At 65.2% G+C, this 19,870-nt stretch carries 28 protein-coding genes, 1 pseudogene and 1 riboswitch; of the genes and pseudogenes, 9 read left to right on the forward strand and 20 right to left on the reverse strand.

All coding sequences use genetic code 11. From position 1 onward, the window contains the following. Nucleotides 1-125: 125 nt before the first annotated feature. Nucleotides 126-1,202 (reverse strand): alpha/beta fold hydrolase, encoded by a 1,077-nt coding sequence (locus JQ580_RS18095; RefSeq protein ID WP_212281404.1) that lies wholly within the window; start codon nt 1,200-1,202, stop codon nt 126-128. Between the two features lie 130 nt (nt 1,203-1,332). Here JQ580_RS18095 and JQ580_RS18100 point away from each other — a divergent pair, with 130 nt between their 5' ends. After that, complete coding sequence (locus tag JQ580_RS18100) at nt 1,333-1,599, forward strand: DUF2277 domain-containing protein (protein WP_212281405.1); 267 nt, start codon at nt 1,333-1,335, stop codon at nt 1,597-1,599. A gap of 98 nt (nt 1,600-1,697) precedes the next feature. Beyond that, nucleotides 1,698-1,919 carry a hypothetical protein gene (locus JQ580_RS18105; RefSeq protein ID WP_212281406.1) on the forward strand — a complete coding sequence of 74 codons (222 nt, stop codon included), beginning with the start codon at nt 1,698-1,700 and terminating at the stop codon, nt 1,917-1,919. 61 nt (nt 1,920-1,980) lie between these two features. Here JQ580_RS18105 and JQ580_RS18110 read toward each other — a convergent pair whose 3' ends face one another. After that, nucleotides 1,981-2,541, reverse strand: a complete 561-nt coding sequence (locus tag JQ580_RS18110) for a collagen-like protein (RefSeq protein WP_212281407.1) — start codon at nt 2,539-2,541, stop codon at nt 1,981-1,983. 157 nt (nt 2,542-2,698) lie between these two features. Here JQ580_RS18110 and JQ580_RS18115 point away from each other — a divergent pair, with 157 nt between their 5' ends. Further along, nucleotides 2,699-2,941 (forward strand): hypothetical protein, encoded by a 243-nt coding sequence (locus JQ580_RS18115; RefSeq protein WP_212281408.1) that lies wholly within the window; start codon nt 2,699-2,701, stop codon nt 2,939-2,941. Here the strand turns inward: JQ580_RS18115 and JQ580_RS18120 are convergent. Then, nucleotides 2,938-3,186: a helix-turn-helix domain-containing protein gene (locus JQ580_RS18120; protein ID WP_094977837.1), complete on the reverse strand. Its 249-nt coding sequence runs from the start codon at nt 3,184-3,186 to the stop codon at nt 2,938-2,940. The two genes, JQ580_RS18115 and JQ580_RS18120, sit on opposite strands and share 4 nt — an antisense overlap. Before the next feature lie 185 nt (nt 3,187-3,371). Further along, nucleotides 3,372-4,139, reverse strand: coding sequence for an SDR family NAD(P)-dependent oxidoreductase (locus JQ580_RS18125; RefSeq protein ID WP_212281409.1), 768 nt, complete (start codon nt 4,137-4,139; stop codon nt 3,372-3,374). 110 nt (nt 4,140-4,249) lie between these two features. On the opposite strand from JQ580_RS18125, the gene JQ580_RS18130 reads away from it, so the two are divergent. Beyond that, entirely contained in the window at nt 4,250-4,735 is a 486-nt protein-coding gene (locus JQ580_RS18130; protein ID WP_212281410.1) for a J domain-containing protein, read from the forward strand. Nucleotides 4,736-4,814: 79 nt separating this feature from the next. On the opposite strand, the gene JQ580_RS18135 is transcribed toward JQ580_RS18130, so the two are convergent. The 3 genes from JQ580_RS18135 to JQ580_RS18145 all read right to left on the reverse strand — a co-directional run bounded on the left by JQ580_RS18135 (nt 4,815) and on the right by JQ580_RS18145 (nt 6,100). After that, complete coding sequence (locus tag JQ580_RS18135; protein WP_212281411.1) at nt 4,815-5,066, reverse strand: hypothetical protein; 252 nt, start codon at nt 5,064-5,066, stop codon at nt 4,815-4,817. A gap of 236 nt (nt 5,067-5,302) precedes the next feature. After that, nucleotides 5,303-5,563 carry a hypothetical protein gene (locus tag JQ580_RS18140; RefSeq protein ID WP_212281412.1) on the reverse strand — a complete coding sequence of 87 codons (261 nt, stop codon included), beginning with the start codon at nt 5,561-5,563 and terminating at the stop codon, nt 5,303-5,305. 153 nt (nt 5,564-5,716) lie between these two features. After that, nucleotides 5,717-6,100, reverse strand: a complete 384-nt coding sequence (locus JQ580_RS18145) for a RidA family protein (protein ID WP_212281413.1) — start codon at nt 6,098-6,100, stop codon at nt 5,717-5,719. Nucleotides 6,101-6,722: 622 nt separating this feature from the next. On the opposite strand from JQ580_RS18145, the gene JQ580_RS18150 reads away from it, so the two are divergent. Together JQ580_RS18150 and JQ580_RS18155 are read left to right on the forward strand one after the other, a co-directional pair. Then, nucleotides 6,723-7,157, forward strand: coding sequence for a hypothetical protein (locus tag JQ580_RS18150; protein ID WP_212281414.1), 435 nt, complete (start codon nt 6,723-6,725; stop codon nt 7,155-7,157). A 206-nt stretch (nt 7,158-7,363) separates the two neighbouring features. Beyond that, complete coding sequence (locus tag JQ580_RS18155) at nt 7,364-7,801, forward strand: VOC family protein (protein ID WP_212281415.1); 438 nt, start codon at nt 7,364-7,366, stop codon at nt 7,799-7,801. 123 nt (nt 7,802-7,924) lie between these two features. Here JQ580_RS18155 and JQ580_RS18160 read toward each other — a convergent pair whose 3' ends face one another. The 11 genes and pseudogenes from JQ580_RS18160 to JQ580_RS18210 all read right to left on the reverse strand — a co-directional run bounded on the left by JQ580_RS18160 (nt 7,925) and on the right by JQ580_RS18210 (nt 15,733). Continuing rightward, nucleotides 7,925-8,518, reverse strand: coding sequence for a mismatch-specific DNA-glycosylase (locus JQ580_RS18160; protein ID WP_409363211.1), 594 nt, complete (start codon nt 8,516-8,518; stop codon nt 7,925-7,927). Next, complete coding sequence (locus JQ580_RS18165; RefSeq protein ID WP_212281417.1) at nt 8,482-8,775, reverse strand: type II toxin-antitoxin system RelE/ParE family toxin; 294 nt, start codon at nt 8,773-8,775, stop codon at nt 8,482-8,484. The genes JQ580_RS18160 and JQ580_RS18165 overlap by 37 nt, the downstream gene beginning before the upstream one ends. Next, the gene (locus JQ580_RS18170; protein ID WP_212281418.1) at nt 8,772-9,059 is read right to left on the reverse strand and encodes a hypothetical protein; all 288 of its coding nucleotides are present in this window, start codon (nt 9,057-9,059) and stop codon (nt 8,772-8,774) included. Before JQ580_RS18170 ends, JQ580_RS18165 begins: the two co-directional genes overlap by 4 nt. A 38-nt stretch (nt 9,060-9,097) precedes the next feature. Next, nucleotides 9,098-9,380: pseudogene (locus JQ580_RS18175) on the reverse strand (uracil-DNA glycosylase family protein); the annotation flags it as partial. A gap of 62 nt (nt 9,381-9,442) precedes the next feature. Then, nucleotides 9,443-9,985 (reverse strand): hypothetical protein, encoded by a 543-nt coding sequence (locus JQ580_RS18180; protein ID WP_212281419.1) that lies wholly within the window; start codon nt 9,983-9,985, stop codon nt 9,443-9,445. Between the two features lie 98 nt (nt 9,986-10,083). Next, nucleotides 10,084-11,982 carry a phosphomethylpyrimidine synthase ThiC gene (gene thiC, locus JQ580_RS18185; protein ID WP_212281420.1) on the reverse strand — a complete coding sequence of 633 codons (1,899 nt, stop codon included), beginning with the start codon at nt 11,980-11,982 and terminating at the stop codon, nt 10,084-10,086. A 110-nt stretch (nt 11,983-12,092) separates the two neighbouring features. Next, nucleotides 12,093-12,698 (reverse strand): thiamine phosphate synthase, encoded by a 606-nt coding sequence (locus JQ580_RS18190; protein ID WP_212281421.1) that lies wholly within the window; start codon nt 12,696-12,698, stop codon nt 12,093-12,095. Continuing rightward, a complete protein-coding gene (locus JQ580_RS18195; protein WP_212281422.1) occupies nt 12,685-13,467 on the reverse strand; it encodes a thiazole synthase in 783 nt (260 codons plus the stop codon). The genes JQ580_RS18190 and JQ580_RS18195 overlap by 14 nt, the downstream gene beginning before the upstream one ends. A 196-nt stretch (nt 13,468-13,663) precedes the next feature. Then, nucleotides 13,664-13,861, reverse strand: a complete 198-nt coding sequence (thiS, locus tag JQ580_RS18200; protein WP_212281423.1) for a sulfur carrier protein ThiS — start codon at nt 13,859-13,861, stop codon at nt 13,664-13,666. Beyond that, the gene (locus JQ580_RS18205; protein ID WP_212281424.1) at nt 13,852-14,874 is read right to left on the reverse strand and encodes an FAD-dependent oxidoreductase; all 1,023 of its coding nucleotides are present in this window, start codon (nt 14,872-14,874) and stop codon (nt 13,852-13,854) included. The genes thiS and JQ580_RS18205 overlap by 10 nt, the downstream gene beginning before the upstream one ends. Further along, nucleotides 14,863-14,990: riboswitch (TPP riboswitch) on the reverse strand. (Overlaps the previous gene by 12 nt.) A 197-nt stretch (nt 14,991-15,187) precedes the next feature. After that, the gene (locus tag JQ580_RS18210) at nt 15,188-15,733 is read right to left on the reverse strand and encodes a lytic transglycosylase domain-containing protein (RefSeq protein ID WP_212281425.1); all 546 of its coding nucleotides are present in this window, start codon (nt 15,731-15,733) and stop codon (nt 15,188-15,190) included. 237 nt (nt 15,734-15,970) lie between these two features. Here JQ580_RS18210 and JQ580_RS18215 point away from each other — a divergent pair, with 237 nt between their 5' ends. Continuing rightward, nucleotides 15,971-16,171 carry a hypothetical protein gene (locus JQ580_RS18215; protein WP_212281426.1) on the forward strand — a complete coding sequence of 67 codons (201 nt, stop codon included), beginning with the start codon at nt 15,971-15,973 and terminating at the stop codon, nt 16,169-16,171. Nucleotide 16,172: 1 nt separating this feature from the next. Here JQ580_RS18215 and JQ580_RS18220 read toward each other — a convergent pair whose 3' ends face one another. Together JQ580_RS18220 and JQ580_RS18225 are read right to left on the reverse strand one after the other, a co-directional pair. Next, nucleotides 16,173-17,495 (reverse strand): ATP-binding protein, encoded by a 1,323-nt coding sequence (locus tag JQ580_RS18220; protein ID WP_212281427.1) that lies wholly within the window; start codon nt 17,493-17,495, stop codon nt 16,173-16,175. A 14-nt stretch (nt 17,496-17,509) separates the two neighbouring features. After that, nucleotides 17,510-18,280 carry a response regulator gene (locus tag JQ580_RS18225; protein WP_212281428.1) on the reverse strand — a complete coding sequence of 257 codons (771 nt, stop codon included), beginning with the start codon at nt 18,278-18,280 and terminating at the stop codon, nt 17,510-17,512. A gap of 180 nt (nt 18,281-18,460) precedes the next feature. On the opposite strand from JQ580_RS18225, the gene JQ580_RS18230 reads away from it, so the two are divergent. Beyond that, nucleotides 18,461-19,033, forward strand: a complete 573-nt coding sequence (locus tag JQ580_RS18230) for a hypothetical protein (protein ID WP_212281429.1) — start codon at nt 18,461-18,463, stop codon at nt 19,031-19,033. 225 nt (nt 19,034-19,258) lie between these two features. Next, the gene (locus tag JQ580_RS18235; RefSeq protein WP_212281430.1) at nt 19,259-19,789 is read left to right on the forward strand and encodes a PRC-barrel domain-containing protein; all 531 of its coding nucleotides are present in this window, start codon (nt 19,259-19,261) and stop codon (nt 19,787-19,789) included. The last annotated feature ends 81 nt before the right edge of the window (nt 19,790-19,870 follow it).

Raw genomic sequence — 19,870 nt, forward strand, 5'->3', positions numbered from 1 at the left:
GATCGTCGCGCGCGCGTCTCGCCCGCGTCGATTCCATCGTTGACGCGATTAAGCCCGAGCTGTCTGCGCATTGCATGCCCAAATAATATGCGTCTTCGATGTGCCGCACATGATGCGATGCAAAATCAGCGGTTTGCCGATTCGATCATTCGCTGTGGCGTGCTCTCCAGGAATTGCCTGACTTGCTCGCTGTAGAATTTCGCATTGCCGGTGGTGCCGTGGCCGCGAGTCTCTGCGCTCGCCGGGATCAAATAGAGTCGGCCGTTCTTGACCCGCTTCATGGCCGCATCCGTGATGCCGGTCTCGGGCGGGTTGCGCTCGTCGTCGGCGGAATTGATCAAGAGCAGCGCGGCCTCGATTGCCTCCAGCTTCTCGCCGGCATTGTAGTCGTGCGAGGACTCCCATTGATAGACGAAGTCGTTGGCGTCAGCCGTGATCGGCGTCGCCAGCCGTTCATCGACGATCTTGTCGGCCTTGGCCGCGGTCGGCGCCTGCGATTGATAGGCCAGCGTGCCGCCGATGCTGGCGATGCCGTAGGCGGTGGCTGCGTATTTCATCATGCGCGGCTGGCTGGTGTAATTGCCGCCATTGTAGTCGGGATCGTTGCGGATGGTATCGAGCATGATCCGCCGCATCATCCAGTTGCGCGAGGCCATCTCGGTCGGCTGCGAGGCCATCGGGACCAGCGCGTCCATCGCCTTCGGATATTTCTCGCCCCACAGCCAGGTGTGCATGCCGCCCATCGAATTGCCGATCACGAGCCGCAGATGCTTGACGCCGAGGCCTTCCGTCACCAGTCGAAATTGCGCCTCGACCATGTCGTCGTAATTGTATTTCGGGAAAGCTGTCTTCATCCCGTCAGAGGGCTTCGACGATTTGCCGTGGCCGATGCCATCAGGAAGGATGATGTAATATTTGGTGGCATCGAGTGGCTGTCCCGGGCCGAACATCTCGCCGCCGAATGTCGGCCCCAGCATGCCGGTGCCGGAGCCGCCGGTGCCATGCAGCACCAGCACCGGTTGGCCAGAGGGCTCGCCGACCGTGGTGTAGTGCAGCTTCAGCTCGGGCATGGTCTCGCCGGTGTGGAACTTGAAGTCCCTGGCGATCCAGTCGCCTTGCCTGGGTGTCGGAAAATCGGCGGCGAAGACCGGCGTCGAAAGAGTCAGCAGGACAGCCGACAGCGCGGCGTAGCAAGCCTTCATGTTTCTCTCCCCAGTGCGGCTCATGGTCGGCGACCGCGTTGCGGCGGAACTTAGCAGAACTGCGCGGACGGATGTAGTATTTTGGCTCCGTCGATCGTCTTCAAGGAAACATCCGGAAGGAGGCCCCCGCATGTGCCGCAACATCAAGACGCTGTTCAACTTCGAGCCGCCGGCGACCGAGGATGAGATCCACGCCAGCGCGCTTCAGTTCGTGCGAAAGCTGTCCGGTTTCAACAAGCCGTCGCAGGCCAACGAGGCAGCGTTTGACCGCGCGGTGGCCGAGGTCTCGCAGGCCGCGCGAACTCTTCTGACCTCGCTGCACACCCATGCGCCGGCGCGCGACCGCGAGGTCGAGGCGGAAAGGGCCAGGGAGCGCTCGCGGTTGCGGTTTGGCTAGCGGGCTGCGGCTTCGCCTTCCGTGATCTGGCTCACGGAGCGAGGCGCCACTTTCTGCGATGATGTCTGCCGGGGTTTTTGATAGCCCGGAGCAGGACCATGAGCCGCCCCCTTCTACCCTTGAAAGCAGGTGCCATCGTTTTCACGCTGCTATGGACCGCGTGGATGATGTGGTGGAGCGGCTCGTTCTCGAGCGGGAACGTGGTGATCCTGGCCCTGTGCGGCGCAGCGGTCGGCTATCTCTGGTATCGCGCCATGCGCTGGCAGTTCGAGCGCATGGGCATGCTGCCGCACAAGGATGACTTCACCGGTACGTCTTGATGCTCCAGCGTGTCCCCGACGCGTTGCAGCGCGTCAGCGTGGCGTCCGGGGCAGGGAGCCACTAATCCTTGTGGCCGTGCTTCTTCTTTTTCTTTTTCTTCCTGTGCTCGTCGCCATCGGCGTGGTCGCTATCGTCGTCGACCATGTCCACGTCGGTCTCCTGCACCGCGGCTTCCAGCGCGGCGCGCTCGGTGGCCTCCAGTGCCTCGCGTTCGGCGGCGTCGCGCTCGCGCTGGCGGCGGCGTTCGTCCCAGGCGTCGAACAGCTGCTCGAGCCAGGGCAGCACCTGTTCGATCGAGGGCAATTGACCGGCCGGCCCCGCCTCGCCGCGCGGGCCTTGCGGCCCTGCCGGCCCCTGCGGTCCGGCAGGTCCTTGCGCTCCGGCAGGCCCCTGTGCGCCGGCGGCGCCGCGCGGACCGACCTCGCCCTGCTTGCCTTGCGGACCGGGCTTGCCCTGAGGTCCGGCCTTTCCGATCGGTCCCGGCTTGCCCTGCGGACCCGGCTTGCCGCGTGCGCCATCGGGTCCGCGGCGGCCCGGATGCCCCTGCGGCCCCGGCCGTCCTGGCTCGCCCTGCCGTCCGCGCGGACCTTGAGGTCCCTGCCGCTTCTGTTCGTCTGCCACGCCGCTGCTCCCTTGACCGGAAGCAAGCTACTTAGCGGCGTTTGACGACAGCAGCAATTCCGCCCGGACATCTCGCCGCGCTTGATCAACATCAATCCGCGGCACGCACTGCCGTGTCATCGATCGTGCGGCCACAACTCCTGGCGAGGAGCGACCGATGCGCGCGGCGTGGAAGATCTTCTGGCTGTTCGCCGTCGTCCTTGCAGCAGCGCTTGGCCTGGCTCACCGGCTGGTGCCCGACATCGTGCCGGTCGCATTCGCCGAGGAGCCGCAGCCGTCATGGGCTGTCATGACGGCCTTCTTCCTCCGCGCCATCGAGATGATCGCCGCCTTCGTCGCGATGGTCGCGCTTGCGGTCATCATCGGCGGAATGATTCAGCGGCGCATCCTCGGGCGCTAATCCTGATAGGCGGGCACGTCGATGCCGGACGCCGCGTAGATCCTGATCTTGTTGCGCAGCGTGCGCACCGACAGGCCGAGCACGCGCGATGCGCGGGTGCGGTTGCCGTCGCAGCGCGCGAGCGTCTGGAGCACGAGCTCGCGCTCGACCTCGTCGACGGTGGCACCGATCAGCAGCGGCACGATCTGGTGAGGGGCAAGGAATTGTGCGCCCGGTTCGGACGCAGCGACATGAACAGTGGTCATCGACATACTCCCCGATCAACGCCCGCTGCCATCGTTGGAAGCGGATCGAGAACAAACGACCCCCAAGCCGTAGATCCACGGTGGTCGGGTTTGGTTAACGAAAGGTTAATCGCGGACGATCGCACCAGATGACCTCGGGAATGCCGCGAAGCCGCCGCGATTGGCGGCGGCTCAGTGATGTCCCGTCACACCGTGCGATAGCCGCCGTCCACCATCACGATCGTTCCCGTGACATAGGCCGACAGGTCAGACGCGAGGAAGATCGCGGGACCCACGATATCCTCGGGCTTGCCGGTGCGCGCCAGCGGGGTGTGGTCGACGAAGGCCTGCACCAGTGACGGATTGGTCGCGCGCACATTGGCGTTGATGTTGGTCTCGATGAAACCCGGCCCGATCGCGTTGACGCGCACGCCCTCCTTGCCGAGCTCGGCCGCCAGCGCCTTGGTGAAGCCGAGCACGCCGTGCTTCGACGTCGTATAGGCCGCCGAGCTCGGCGTGCGCAGATGCACGAAGGACTGGATCGAGCCGATATTGACGATGCGACCTTTGCTCGCGCGCAAGGGTGCGAGGAAGGCCTGCGTCACGTTGAAGACGCCGTTGAGGTTGAGCGAGATGATGTCGTTCCAGTCCTTCGCCACCGTCTCGGTCTCCGCGGTGAAGGCGTTGCGGCGCGTGATGCCGGCATTGTTGACGAGGATCGAGACCTGCCCGACCTTGTCGGCGACCTGCCTGGCCAGCGCGAAGCAATCCTCGCGCCTGACCACGTCGAGCGCAAAACTCTCGGCTCTGCCGCCCGCCTTGCGGATCTCTCCGGCGGCCTCTGCAGCGGTGTCGGCGTTGACGTCGAGCAGCACCACCTGCGCGCCCTCGCGGGCGTAGCCGGCGGCGATCGCGCGGCCGATGCCGGAGCCGGCCCCTGTGACGACGGCGATATGGTTTGCGAGCAATGCCATGCATATTCCTCCCGATTTCGTTTCGAAGTTTCACGAAACGCTAACTCGAAATTAAGGGGTCGGAAACGGCGGCCTTGGCATACTGATCTTCATTGCTAAACGTTGCGCGCATGATGGAACGGCTCGAATCCTGGAAACCCGCCCTCGAACGCCTGCGGTCGGCGCATTCGGCCGACTGGGCCGAGGCGGGGCGGCTCGTGGCCGAGATCGCGCGGATGAGCCCGGATGCAACGCTGCGCCAGGCCGCCGAGCAGGCGCTTCCGGTGTTGCGCCAGGCGGTCGAGAATGACGATCACGGCGTCACGCTGGCGGCCCAGCGCCGTCTCGGTGTGGTGCTCGACGTCGTTCATGATCTGACCGCGCCGCGCTTCGGCCGCCGCAATGCCGCGCCGAAACAATTGTCCAGCGAGGATCGCGCCCGCAAGGTACTCGGCCTGCCGCTCTCGGTGCAGCTCACCTGCGAGGACATCAACCAGGCCTATCGCCGCGCCGCCAAGGGCATGCATCCCGACCGCGGCGGCAGCGCGCAAGCCTTCATCGACCTCGCCGCCGCCCGCGACGTCCTGATCCATCCCGGTGCGCATAAGGGCGGGTGAGGAGTTCGGTATTCAAACGCAAACGGGCAAGGACGCATGCCCGCGTCCTTGCCCGTTCTTCGTCCGCCGATCGATTATTTCACCACTTGCAGTGGCCCTTCTTCAACGCGGCGTCCTTCACTGCGAGTGCGTCGATGAAGGTCGGCACGCTGGCGCTGGCGCGGTGATAGCCGGCCGGCCACGGCGTGGTCGGGATGCTCTCGTCCCAGATCTGGCACAGGCCGGTGTCCTGCCAGCGGATCAGGTGATAGCTGGCCTGTGCAGGGCTCGCCGCGACGAAGGCGGTGACGGCAAGGCCGGCGGCAGCGCACAGCACGGAAATACGACGCATGATCAGCTCCTCAAAAGAATGGTGTGATGCGCCTCCCGGCAATCACGGGGAGGGCTTGGCCCCGGACGCTTGGGGATGCGCGCCGGACAAGATGTGAGTAGTTCCGCGTGCTGGTCAGGTTCAAAGCGCGTGGACGGAAATAGCTGATTTCGGCCGGGAAAAAGATGGTCTCGCAAAAACGAAGAGGGCGGGCCGCTCGCGCGACCCGCCCTCGCAATCCGGTTCGTTGCGAACGCTCAGAGCGTGCAGCGACGCTCGGCGCGCAGCTTGATCTGGACGTCGGAAGCGGCCTGGAAGGTCGGGAGCGGCTTGCTGACGACCTTGTAGGTCGACACGCCGAACTGGAACGGCTTGTACTTCAGGTCTTCGTTCCAGACCTGGCAGATGCCGGTGTTGTCCCAGCGGATCACGTAATAGCCGACCTTGGCCGAGGCCGGCACGGCGAAGACGGAAGTGGCGATGCCGGCGACGGCACAGAGCGCAAGAACGCGACGCATGAAATATCTCCTTGAGGGGACGTCAGATCGCAAAATTCGTGCGGTAAAAGCAGGTCCTTTGCAAGCCGGGGAGCTGCCCCTCACGGACATGTCAGCTGTTCCCCGAGCATTTGGTTTGGCCGCGTGCCCGGCAAGCCACACGCGGAAGGCGGCTCACTTCGCCAGCGAGGCCACCGCCTCGATCTCGATCAGCATCTTCGGATCGGGCAGCGCCTGCACCACGCAGGTCGTGCGCGCCGGGTAGGGCGGCGGGCCGAAGGCGCCGGCATAGAGCGCATTCATGGCGGCGACGTCGGCGGCGCGGGTCAGGAGCACGTTGACCTTGGCGAGGTCGCGGAAAGTGGCGCCGGCCTCGTCCAGCACGCGCCTGATGTTGACGACGACATTGGCGAACTGCGCCTCAAAACCCTCGGGCAGCGCGCCGCTGGCGTCGAAGCCGGGAATGCCGGAGACGAACAGGAGATCGCCGACGCGCGTCGCGAACGACAGCGGCGGCGCCTTGACGTGCGACGGGGGTGCGAAATGCTGGATCGGCATGGGATCACCTTGAAGAGTGTTCTCGTGGTCCGTGAGCGTAGCGGCAGGCGAGGAAGGCTCAAACCAAAAAAACGCGAAAACAACCCCATGCACAGTAGGGATGTTGCGGAGATCATTCGGTTTTTCTCATTCGTAAAAAGCGAAAATTTCGGGTTGCTCCGTCGGGCAAATCAAGGGCAGAATGTCATGATGGCTACGGTGGTGTTCGCCCTCATCTCCGCGGTCATGCCCCGGCTTGACCGCAGGGCAATCGCATATGGCTCTCTGCGTAAGCGGAGCGCACGCCTCGTCCTTCGAGACGACCGCTTCGCGGTCTCCTCAGGATGAGGCTTACTGGCATCTGAGCCCGCTGAAACTCGCGCAAAGCACTCAGTCCTCATCCTGAGGGCCCGCCAACGGCGGGCGTCTCGAAGGATGGCTGCAGGCGAAGTCCCTGCGCTGCTCGGTTCAATCTCAACCGTCTCGGCGTACTGGATCGCCCGGTTGAACCGGGCGATGACAGGGGGAAGCTAAGTCCGCGGCCCACATCCTCCGCCCATCATGTTGCCGCCCCGATCCATCCTGTACATTCGCTGCGTCTGATTCGATTCCTCTCCTTGAGAAATAGCCCCCGGAGACACCCATGAAGCTCGCATCCTCTTGCCGCGCCGCGCTGGTCGCCATCGTCGCCCTGGCCGGCCTCTCGACCTCGGCCTTCGCCGACGGCGGCACCGTGGTGCTGACGATCTACAAGGCGGGCTGGATCATCGGCGGCTCCGGCGGCTCCGGGGTGCTGAACTTCCGCGGCCGCTCCTATGCGCTGTCGACCGGCGGGCTCGATTACGGCCTGGTGTTCGGCGGCTCCAAGACCGTGCTGCGCGGCCGCGTCTCCAACATCAACCGTCCCTCCGACGTTGCCGGCGTCTACGGCGCCGCCGGAGCCGGCCTCGCTATCGGCCGCGGCGCCCGCGCCATCGTGCTGAGCAACCAGAAGGGTGCGGTGCTGGAGCTGTCGGGCACCCAGACCGGCCTGATGGCGAATGCGGATCTCAGCGGGCTTGCGATCACGATGCGGTAGCGCACGGTGCCTTAGCGTGGGTTAGCCTTGCGGATGCGCAAAGCGCATCTGCAGCGCGTACCCACGCGACAAGCCGACGCCTCGCGAGTCTCATCCAGAACGACCGGAAAAAATCTTGCCCGGCCTGTCGGATGCCGGTCCCGCTCTTCGTCCTCCGGGGGATGCCGCGATCGACGCGGATCCATCCAGCCGAGGTGCGACCGAACATGACGTCCATCACGCCGTTTCTCTGGTTCGACAACAATGTCCCGGAGGCCGTGGCCTTCTACAAATCGGTGTTTCCCAACGCCGAGGTCGAGACCGTCAGCGACTTCATGGCGGTGTTCGAGCTCGAGGGCCAGCGCTTCCACGCGCTCAACGGCGGGCCGCAATACCGTTTCAACGAGGCGGTGTCGTTTTTCATCAGCGTCGAGACGCAGGCGGAAGTGGACTATTTCTGGAATGCGCTGACCGCAGACGGCGGCGAGGAATCCCGCTGCGGCTGGCTCAAGGACAAGTTCGGCCTGTCCTGGCAGGTGGTGCCGTCGGCCCTCGGCCGCTATCTGGGCGACCCCGACAGGACCAGGGCCAATCGTGTCATGCAGGCGATGATGAAGATGCGGAAGATCGTGATCGCGGATCTCGACAAGGCCTATGCGGGGTGAGGGGATAGCGGCAAAGGCGCTGCTTAACCCTCATGGTGAGGAGGCGCGAAGCGCCGTCTCGAACCATGCAGGCCCCCGATCTCGCCCGCTTCCATCCTTCGAGACGATCGCTTCGCGATCTCCTCAGGATGAGGTCTGTGGATGGGACGCGCTTGGCGCATTGATCCACTCCGACAGTTCGCGCCACGGCTCGATCGTCCAATGCCCGGACGCCGCGCCCGACGGCGACGGCAGCACGAAGATCTCGGGCAAGCTTGCATCGCGCACCTGCCGCCCCAGCGCAATCGCCGTCGACGGCCGCCCGTAAAACAAGCTCGCCGCCTTCTTGCTCGTGAACGCAATCGTCCGCGGCCGATACGTCTCCATCTTCGCCCTGAAGCCCGCCACGTCGATCGTCTCCGCCGCGATCTGGTGATCCATCCCGGCACCCGACTTGGAGAGATCGGTGAAGCCGATTCCGAGTTCGATCAGCGCTGCGAACTCGCTTGGCTGATAGCGCCGCGGCGTGATGCCGGCCTCATGGATCGCTCGCCAGAAGCGGTTGCCGGGATGGGCGTAGTAGTGCCCCAACTCGGCCGAGCGCGTCGAGGCAGCGGTGCCGACGAAGACGAGGCGGAGGTTGGTGCGGAGTTTGTCGGGGAGGCGGTGGGCTTCTGGCAAATCAATCGTCCGTCGTACGCTCACTCGTCCGTCTTGCGGGCTTCGCGGCCATGCCATATCCGCGTGATCAGGATGTCCTGTGCCTCGGCCAACACGGCATACCGCACGATGTAGCCGGACGCGCCAAAGCGGACCACGATCTGGCGCAGTTCGGCGTCTCCCGTCGGCATTCCCAACTCGGGAAACTCCTGCAACCGCTCGATTGCCCGCCAGATCGACGCGAGCGCGCGTTGTGCTGCGCCCGGACTATGTTGATCGAGAAAAAGGCGCAATCGCTCGACGTCCTCAACGGCGTCGGGTGAAAGCAGGATCATCCGATCCTGCGCACCGCCGGGCGCGGCAGCTCCTTCGCCGAACCCCAGCTCGCCACCCAGTCCTTCACCTCGTCGAGAGGCACGGCGGCGCAGGTCTTTTTGAAATCATCCAGCCGGCGGCGGTCCTCTTGGATATCCGGGCCGGCGATATCGACCACGGAATCGAGCAGCGCCACGGCTTCCGCGAGCACGGCGGCGACATCCTGCCCGCGCTCGTCGGCCATCTCGCGCAAACGCGCATCGGTGTCGGCGTCGATCTCCAGCGTGCGGCGAATGATGTTCATGCTGTTAGAATAGGCGGGGACGACGAATTTGTCGAGACGCCCGACTTGGAGAGATCAGTGGGGCCGATCCCAAGCGCGATCAGCGCCGTGGACTCCCCCGGCTGATATCGCCGCCGTGATGCCGGCCTCATGGATCGCGCGCTAGAAGCGGTTGCCGGGATGGGCGTAGTAGTGCCCGAGTTCGGCCGAGCGCGTGGAGGCGGCGGTGCCGACGAAGACGAGGCGGAGGTTGGGACGAAGTTGGTCGGGGAGGCGGTGGGAAGGAGGGACGGGCAATCCATTTGTCCGCAGAGTTGTAGCCCGCACAAGCGTTATTGACATGCGGGTCCAACATCAATCCCGGATGTCGCTTCGCTCATCCGGGCTATGCTTGCCACGCTCGCTCAATGTGCCGTCCACTCCTCATCGAAGTAGGACCCACGCATGATGGGCGCGATTAGGTAAGTCCAGGTGTAGCCTTGCTCGCTCTTGGTGAGATAACCGATGGAGGCAAGCGCGTCGAACGTCGGAGTCAGCCGGGCATTCAGGCCGAAAGGGACGTCTGGCGTGGTGGAGAAACCCCAATACTGGGCTCCGAAATCCGCGAAGAGGTTGATGAACGTTGTCAGAAGCTGTACGAGCGCCGGGCCGGCCGCTGCGTTCCGTTCAGCCACAAGATTGGCTTCATCGATCGGACAATCGAACACAAAATGGAAGGCCCAAGCTCCCCGCTGATCCAACGGGCGGAGAATGCCGAGTCGCCACAGATCATGTGCGACCGCTTCGAACGTGGACGTCGAACAATGATAGTAGATGGGTCCCGGAGCGTCCGGAAATGCCTTGCGATAATTTTTATCTTCGGAAACGGCCATCGCATACGCATGACGCGCAAGTGCTTGCGCGACGCGTCCATACGCTTGCAGCTCCAATCCGCTCGTGAAGCTCATTGCAGGGAGGAATTCTCGTTCGCGCTTACGTTCGTCGACGGAATCGCAGGGGTAACATAACGATCACCCCCGCTTCGGTCGAATCAAGCCATCAAGCCTCACAACACCCGATTGCTCTCCTTCACCTTCTCCGCATCCAGATACAGGCTCTCGCCCATCTCCTTGAACTTCGCGCTCATCTGCTTCATGCCGTCTTCGGCCGTCCCGCTCAGTGACATGCCGATGCTGTTCGGATCGTTCAGCGTTGCGGCGTAGTCGCGCACGTCCTGCGTGATCTTCATCGAACAGAACTTCGGGCCGCACATCGAGCAGAAATGGGCGACCTTGTGGGCTTCCTTCGGCAGGGTCTCGTCGTGGAAGTTCTTGGCGGTCTCGGGATCGAGGCCGAGGTTGAACTGGTCGCTCCAGCGGAAGTCGAAACGGGCGCGGGAGAGGGCGTCGTCGCGCAGTTGGGCGGCGGGGTGGCCCTTGGCGAGATCGCTCGCATGCGCTGCGATCTTGTAGGTGATGACGCCGACCTTGACGTCGTTGCGATCGGGCAAGCCGAGATGCTCCTTCGGCGTGACGTAGCAGAGCATCGCGCAGCCGAACCAGCCGATCATGGCGGCACCGATGCCCGAGGTGATGTGGTCGTAGCCCGGCGCGATATCGGTGGTCAGGGGCCCGAGCGTGTAGAACGGCGCCTCGCCGCATTCCTTGAGCTGCTTGTCCATGTTGATCTTGATCTTGTGCATCGGCACGTGGCCGGGGCCTTCGATCATGACCTGGCAACCCTTGTCCCACGCGATCTTCGTCAGTTCGCCGAGCGTCTCCAGCTCGGCGAACTGCGCGCGGTCGTTGGCGTCAGCGATCGAGCCCGGGCGCAGGCCGTCACCAAGCGAGAACGAGACGTCATACTTGCGCATGAGGTCGCAGATCTCGTCGAAATGGGTGTAGAGGAAGCTTTCCTTGTGATGCGCCAGGCACCACTTCGCCATGATCGAGCCGCCGCGGCTGACGATGCCGGTGACGCGGCTGGCGGTGAGGTGGATGTATTGCAGGCGCACGCCGGCGTGGATGGTGAAATAGTCGACGCCCTGCTCGCACTGCTCGATCAGCGTGTCCTTGTAGAGCTCCCAGGTCAGCTTGACCGGGTCGCCGTTGCACTTCTCCAGCGCCTGGTAGATCGGAACGGTGCCGATCGGCACCGGCGAATTGCGCAAAATCCATTCGCGGGTGGTGTGGATGTTGCGGCCCGTCGAGAGGTCCATCACGGTGTCGGCGCCCCAGCGGATCGCCCACACCATCTTCTCGACCTCTTCCTCGACCGACGAGGTCACCGCCGAGTTGCCGATATTGGCGTTGATCTTGGTCAGGAAGTTGCGGCCGATGATCATCGGCTCGAGTTCCGAGTGGTTGATGTTGCAGGGGATGATAGCGCGGCCGCGCGCGATCTCGCTGCGCACGAACTCGGGGGTGATGAAGGCGGGGACCGCGGCGCCGAAGCTCTCGCCGTCGGCGAGGGCGGCTTCCGCGCGCTCGAGCTGCTGCTTGCGGCCGAGGTTTTCGCGCGCGGCGACGTAGATCATCTCCTTGGTGATGATGCCGGCGCGGGCGAACTCGAGCTGGGTGATCTTGTGGCCGTCGAGGCCGCGCAGCGGCTTGTGATAGGCGCTGAACGCGCGCGCGGCCTTGTCGGTGGAGACGCTGCCGTTGTCCTCCGGCTTGACCTGGCGGCCCTGATATTCCTCGACGCCGCCGCGCTCCAGCACCCAGGCCTTGCGATTGCGGGGGAGGCCGGCGTTGACGTCGATCGTCACGGACGGATCGGTGTAAGGGCCGGAGGTGTCGTACACCGGCAGGTTCGGCTCGCCGGCGCCCTCGGAGAGGATGATCTCGCGCAAGGGCACGCGCAGGTCGGGTGCGGCGTCGGGGGTCGCGAAGATCTTTCGCGAGGACGGCAGCGGGCCAGTGGTGACGGCGGGGACGGTTCTTTCAGGGTTGGAGCGGATGTTCATGGAATCCTCCGGGTTATTTCGTTGAGGTCGCGGCGCGGGCGTCAATTACAGCTGTCATCCCGGTCAAGCCGGCGATGGCAGTGGAGTGTGGGGTAGGAGGGGGGCCTGCATCACGCAGCCTCCTTCAGGCCGAGCCACTGCCGGACCCTTGCGTCAGGGTCGGCATTCTGGGTGACGTCGGACACCACCGCGATGGAATCCGCGCCCGCCGCAAAAATCTCCGCGGCGTGCTCGAACTTGATGCCGCCGATGGCGACCAGCGGAATGCTGCCGATGCGCTTCTTCCATTCGGTGATCTTCGGAATGCCCTGCGGCTCGAAACGCATCGATTTGAGCGTGGTGAAGAAGATCGGGCCGAGCGCGACGTAGTCGGGCTTGGCGGCAAGCGCGGTTTCAAGCTCGGCGTCGTCATGGGTGGAGATGCCGAGCGAAAGGCCGGCCTCGCGGATCGCCTTGAGGTCGGCGTCGGCAAGGTCCTCCTGGCCGAGATGCAGATATTTTGCGTCCGCGACGATCGCGGCGCGCCAGTAATCGTTCACGACCAGCCTGGCTTGCGTGCCTTTCGTGATCGCCAGCGCGTCGCTGACGATCTGCAGCGCGTCGGCGTCGTTCAGTTCTTTGGCGCGCAGTTGGATGGTGCCGACGCCGAGCTTGGTCAGGCGCTCGACCCAATTGAGGCTGTCGACGACGGGATAGAAGCGATCAGGATACGGCATGCCAGAACGGGGTCCCAACGACAGGGGTGGACGGGGAGGCGAAGTCGCGGGCGTTCATCAGCCCGGCTTCATAAGCGGTGCGGCCGGCGTCGACACCGAGGCGGAAAGCGTTGGCCATCGCGATCGGGTCCGCGGCCTTGGCGATCGCGGTGTTGAGCAGCACGGCATCGAAGCCGAGCTCGAGCGCCTCGGCGGCGTGGCTGGGCGCGCCCAGACCGGCGTCGACCACCAGCGTGATGTCGGGCAGGCGCTCGCGCAGCAGCTTGAGCGCATCGCGATTGGTGATGCCCTTGGCACTGCCGATCGGCGCGGCCCATGGCATCACCACCTTGCAGCCGGCGTCGACCAGGCGGTTGGCGACCGAGAGATCCTCGGTGCAGTAGGGAAACACGTCAAACCCGTCCTTGATCAGGATGCCGGCGGCTTCGACCAGGCCGACGACGTCGGGCTGCAGCGTGTCGTTGTCGGCGATGACCTCGAGCTTGATCCAGCTCGTGCCGAACAGTTCGCGCGCGAGCTTTGCCGTGGTCACGGCCTCGCGCACGGTGCGGCAGCCGGCGGTGTTCGGCAGCACGGTGACGTCGAGCTCGCGGATCAGCTTCCAGAACGCATCCCCGGTCTTGCCGCCGGCGGATTCGCGCCGCAGCGACACCGTGACGATATTCGAGCCGGACGCGCGGATCGCGTCCTGCATGATCGCGGGTGAGGGATAGAGCGCGCTGCCGATCAGCAAGCGGGAGGCAAAGGTCTTGCCGTAGAAGGTCACCATGAAGGTGTCTCCTTGAGTTCAGCCGTCAACCCAGATGCAGCTGTCATCCCCGCGAAGGCGGGGATCCCGTACGCCGCGGCAGAGCGGCTGGGACCGAGACGCCGCGGCGTACTGGATCGCCCGGTCTTGCTTTCCAGGACGCGCTCCGCGCTTTCGCCGGGCGATGACAGGGATGTGTTGGATGAGATCATCACCATCACCCTCCCTGCCGCGGCGTGATGATCTCGATCTCGTCGCCGGGCTTCAGGCTTGTCTCGGCCCAGCGACTTTTCGGCACGACGTCGTAGTTCAGCGCGATGGCGAAATGGGTGCCTTCGTAGTCGAGCTCGGAGAGCAGCGCGTCGACGCTTGCCGAAGTCACCTCGCGCTGCTCGCCGTTGACGATCACGCGCATCGCATCACCTCGTTGTCGATCTGGCCGCGCTCGACATAGGCCAGCGTCAGCTCGGCGAGGGCGGGCGCGATCAGGAAGCCGTGGCGGTAGAGGCCGTTGACGGAGATCGTGCTGCCGCGAATGCCGATGCGCGGAAGGTTGTCGGGAAAAGCGGGACGAAGCCCCGAGCCGAATTCGACGATGCGGGCTTCGCCGAACGCAGGATGCACCGTGTAGGCCGCACCCAGCAACTCCAGCGCGGAGCGGACGCTGACGCCGTTAGCCTCGGTCTCGATCGAGGTCGCGCCCAGCATGAACAGATTGGCCTCGCGCGGGATCACGTAGAGCGGCCAGCGCGGATGCATCAGCCGCACCGGGCGGGCCAGCTGCACCTCGCTGGTCTCGATCAGGATCATCTCGCCCTTGACGCCGCGAAGCTCGGGTTGTTCGTCGCGGGCGCCGAGGCCGCGGCAGTCGATGACGATGCCATCGGGATCGTTCGCGAGATCGCTTGCCGAGACGTCGCTGCCGAACTTGATGGTGCCGCCGGCGGCGCGGATGCGATCGTGCAACTGCGGCAGCACGCGGCGCGGCTCGACATGGCCCTCGGCCGGGAAGAACAGCGCATCGCGAAAGCGGCCCTCCAGCGACGGCTCGAGCGCGGCGAGGCCTGCGGCATCGAGCCGGCGGTGCTCCTCGGTCATGCGGGCAAAGCGCTCGAAATCGTTGCGCTCGCGCGGATGCGCCACGACCAGCGAGCCGTTGAACGGCGTGTCCGGCAGCTCGCGCCGCCAGAGGTCGAGCGAGCGCAGCCCGAGGCGGCTGATGATGGGTTCGGCGACCTCGGCCTCGCAATAGGGCGCGAGCATTCCGCCGGCCCAATGGCTGGTGGCGTCCGTCATCGCCTCGTCACCGCGCTCGTGCAAGGTCACGGCATGGCCTGCCTGCGCGAACAGCAGGGCCTGCCAGGCTCCCGCAATGCCTGCGCCGATGATGGATACCGGAGACTCCGGTCGCTTGGTCGTCTGTAACATCCCTGTCCCTTCGCCGGCATGACCCGGATCAGGTTCAAAGGGTCACCGCGGTCCTGGGCGGTATTGCCCATTTAGCGGTATCTCAGCTCCTCCTCGGAGCACCCCTCGGAACAGGTCTAATGTAGGACAGTGGGGGCTAGTGTCAACGCGTTACAGACGGAACCCACCGTCCGTGCCCCGGGCGCGATGCAGCGCGCCGCCTCTTGGCGGCGTGATGCGTCGCAGAGCCGGGGCCCGTTTTTGCGTCGGATAGGCTGGGTCCCGGCTCTGCGCAGCAACGCTACGCGTCGCAGCGCGTCCGGGACACGCGAGCTTACTGCGCCGCCTGCGCCCGCGCATTGCGGACACGCTGGGCCATTTTCCGGTGCGGGACGTTGCCGAACATCGGTTGCGGATTGCCGTTCGGCTCGAGCCAGGGCTGGCCCATGGTGTCGCCCATGTTGGCGATCTGCACCGTCTCCTGCCGCTGACGCTTGGCGGCGTAGTAATAGCCGCCGGCGAAATAGCGCACGGCGCGGGCGTGGTCGCCATTGGCGGCGCGATAGGCGCCGGCCAGGTATTTCACGGCATAGGTGAGATTGGTGTCGGGATCGCGCAGGCCGGCGGCATCGCCGGTGTAGCCGACCCCGCGGGCGGTCGCGAGCTTGATCTGCATCAGCCCGATGGTGCCGCCACGGCCGACCAGATGCGGCTGGTAGCGGCTCTCGCGCATGATGACGCGGTGCACCAGCGCCTCCGGCACGCCGTTGGCGCGGGCATGCGCCGCGACCATCTCGGCATATTCCGCTTCACCGGCAAAGGCGGCCTGCGGCAGTGTCAATCCGGCCGCGAGCAGCGCGGCAATGCGTAAAAATTTCATCAGATATTCCTGAGGTCCTATGAGTGACCTGCGCCCGATGCCGATAGGCCTCTCGAACGCGGCGATGATGTGACCAAACGCCGCCGTTAACGATTTGGCGGCGCCGAGCCGTTGTTACGACTCAATGCCGGGGTACGGGTTCCCTCAGGCGGATGACCGTTCGCGGCAGCAAGGCTGTCTAGTCGCGCGGGGCCGCGAAAGCGAGTAGGAAGCGGCTAGCAAATCGGGAGAGGTGCCATGACAAAAGCAGTCCTCAGAGAGACCCCCAAGCAAAACCCCTGTGCCCAATGCGGCACGCCGATCCCGCGGCCCGACTGGATCGAGCCGGGCGAGGGACGTGTCTCCTATCTCTGGACCTGCCACGCCTGCAATTATCGCTTCGAGGCCGTGGCGATCTTCGACGAGGTCGCCGTCGAGCGCCCGCCGCTCGCGGCGTGAATTAGGCCGCGAGCCGCGGCTGCTGCCGGAGCGGCAATTGCATCCGCACAATCAGTCCGTGCGGCTCGCGGTCGTGCAGCGACAGCTCGCCGCCATGGGCGAGCGCGATGGCGCGCGCGATCGACAGGCCGAGCCCGAAGCCGGTGGACTCGTCCATAGTGCGCGCATCGTCGCCGCGCACGAACGGCTCCAGCATCTCCTGCTTGCGCGCGTCCGAAATGCCGGGGCCGTCGTCCTCGACGTCGATGACGAGCGTGGTGTCGGAGACGTCGAGACGGATCGTCACCTCGGCGCCGAAGCGCACCGCGTTCTCGACCAGATTGGTGATGCCGCGATGCAGGTCGTCGGGCCGCGCGGCGGCGGTCGCGGACGCCGGCCCGTCATAATGCACGACATGGCCCATGTCGCCGAACTGGTCGGCGACGAGCTGCAGCGTGCTGGCGATGTCGACCAGCGTCACCGCCTCGACCTTGCGGTCGTTGCGCAGCAGCGACAGCACGCTTTCCAGCATCGATCGCATCTGGTCGAGATCGATCAGCATGCGCTTGCGGTTGCCCTCGTCCTCGATGAACTCGGCGCGCAGGCGCAGCCGCGTGATCGGCGTGCGCAGATCGTGGCTGATCGCGGCCAGCATCCGGGTGCGGTCCGACATCAGCCGCGCGATCCGCTCGTGCATGCGGTTGAGCGCGCGCGCCACGGAACGGATCTCCTCGGGGCCGCGCTCCGGCAGCGGCTCCGCGCCGCCGTCGAGGCTGAAATTTTCGGCGGCCTTGGCGAAGGACGAGAGCGGCGCCGCCAGCGCCCGCGCCGCCCACAGCCCGAGCACGCTGACGCAGATGAAAGCGGTCATCAGCGCCGTCAACCAGGGCGCGCCCCAGAACCATGGCCGCGGCCCGCCATCGACGCGTCCGGCGATCATGGTGCCGTCAGGCAACTCGATGCCGACGCGCGATCCGGTACCACCCGAAGTCAGCTGCACTGCCTTGTAGTCGCGCCTGAGGTGATGGCGCATCGCGCGCAGGTGCTGGTTGTCGCTCTCCTGGACGCTCACTGTGCCGGGCGCGAGCATTTCGATGCCGAGCTTGGGGAAGGCGCGCGCGAGATCGGCGACCAGGCGCGGACGTTCGCCGGCCTCGGCCGAACCGAGCAGCAGCGCGGCATCGGTCAGCTGATGCGCGCCGTCCGGCGGCATGTCGGAGCGGTCCGGCCGGCTGATCAGGAACGCGGTGGTGACGACGAGATGGAGCGCGACGGTCGATGCCAGCACCAAGGCGGCGATCTGCCCGCCGATCCCCTTGAGGTGGAAGAACCCGAACGACTTCATCGTCGGCGTCCCCTTCAACTGCTCAGGGGCGCCGCAACTGCTTCAGTGCCTGCCGTCAAGGGGCTTGCAGGCTGCGTTCTCGGCGTGAACAGGTAGCCGCCGGAGCGCACCGTCTTGATGAGGATGGGGTCGGCCGGATTGGGCTCGATCTTGCGGCGGATGCGGCTGACCAGCACGTCGATGGACCGTTCGAACGATCCGGTGTTGCGCCCTTGGGTGAGGTCGAGAAGGCTGTCGCGCGACAGCACGCGGCCGGGCCGTTCGCAGAACGTGCGCAACAGATCGAATTCGGCGCTGGTCACCGCGACGCGCGCGCCGTCGGGATTGCGTAGCTCGCGCAGCCGCAGGTCGATGTGCCAGCCTTCGAAAGTGAGCGTGGAGACGCCTTCGATCGAGCTGGCCGCTCGAGCCGCGGCCTGGCGGCGCAGCACCGCGTTGATGCGGGCGAGCAGCTCGCGCGGATTGAACGGCTTCGGCAGGTAGTCGTCCGCGCCCATCTCGAGGCCGACGATACGGTCGACGTCCTCGCCGCGCGCGGTCAGCATGATGATCGGCGTCTGGGCCTCGGCACGCACCTTGCGGCACAGGCTGAGACCGTCCTCGCCTGGCAGCATGACGTCCAGGATGATCAGGTCGATGCGGTGATCGGCCATGGCGCGCGACATCTCGCGGCCATCGCTCACGGCGGTGACGTTGCAGGCATTGTTGCGCAGGTACTTCGCAATCAACGTCCGGGTTTCGCGGTCGTCTTCGACGACCAGGATGTTGGGATTGGGAATGGCCATGCGCTTTGTTTGTCCAAGATTCGGGCCAAAAGGCGAAGATTTTTGTGTCGGATTGTTTCTGCCCGGCTTTCCGCAACAAGCGGCAATCGCCGGGCTGCGGAGCGGCAAGGTCTCGTTAAGGCCGTTAACCATACCGTGGCGTGGTTCGCGACGAAACCCCGCAAGATCCACGGAGCCATCATGACCTCGATTTCGGCGGCCTCCGCCGGCAACCACCAGTCGCCGCTGCAGAGGCTGCAGCAGGAATTGCAATCGGAAGTGTCCGCCGGCACGATCTCGTCGTCGGACCAGTCGGCGCTCTCGACCGCACTGACCGACATCGACACCGCCCTTCGGCAGAGCCGGTCGAGCGACCAGTCGAGCGGCACACGTCCCTCCAAGGACGAGATGCGATCGAAGATCGACGACCTCATCTCGAACCAGGTGTCGAACGGGACGCTGACCTCGGACCAGGCCGAGGAGCTGAAGAACGTGTTTCAGTCCGCCTTCGCGAGCGGTCCAGGCGCGGCGGGCGGCCCCGGTGGTGCAGGCGGACCTCCGCCCGGCCCGCCGCCGGACGACAGCTCTTCGGATTCGGCGTCGTCCACGGATTCGACCAGTAGCACGTCGACCGATGCGACGACGGCCAAGATCCTCCAGCAGTTTCTTCAGGCGCTGCAGCAGTCGCAATCGTCGAGCTCGTCCTACAGCGCCAATGGCGGCTCGTCCGGCACTTCCGACTTCTCTGCGCTTCTGATCGACTACAAGAGCTGACCTGAGCGACGCGGGTCGGCGCGGGTCCTCGCCGCGATCGTGCTTCACCCAGGGCGCACGATCGCCGGCGGGGATCCGGGCGCCGAAATGTTCCTGGGTGACCCAGGAACAGTTCTCGCAGATTGGTGCAATCACGTAGCGCGCGACGAAATTGCGGCGCGCACGGAACCGCGAGGGATCATCGCTGTTTTCTCAACACGAGTTTTTTGTGAAGGAGAGGACAACATGATTAAATCGATCGCCGCCGGTCTTGCCGGCACCGCACTGCTTGCTACCGTTGCGTTCGCACAGTCGCCGACTGTCACCACCGACAAGGCGCCTGCCGCCACCACCGCTACGACGACCACCACGACGGCGTCTGGCCAGTGGCGTACCTCGAAGATGGATGGCCTGAAGGTCTACAACGACGCCAACGAAAACATCGGCACGATCAGCGACCTCCTGATGGACAAGAGCGGTGACATCAAGATCGCCGTGATCGGCGTCGGCGGCTTCCTCGGCATGGGCGAACATCTGGTCGCCGTGCCCTATGAGAAGCTGAAGTTCGTCAACGAGGCGGTGGCTTCGACCACCACCACCAAGCCGGCGACGACGACCACCACGACCGGCGCTGCGACCGGCACCGAGAAGACCACGACGATGGCCCCGGCCGCTACGACCACGTCGTCGACCTCGAAGTGGTATCCCGACCACGCCGTGTTCAACGCGACCAAGGACGAGCTGAAGAACATGCCCGAGTTCAAGTACTCGGAGTAATACGGCTCACCTGACTGTCTAAGCGAAGCGCGCCCGGTTTTCACCGGGCGCGCTGTCGTGTCTTTTCTGATACCAGCTCGC

The sequence above is a fragment of the Bradyrhizobium sp. SZCCT0148 genome, from assembly GCF_018129985.1.
Taxonomy (GTDB): Bacteria; Pseudomonadota; Alphaproteobacteria; order Rhizobiales; family Xanthobacteraceae; genus Bradyrhizobium; species Bradyrhizobium japonicum_H.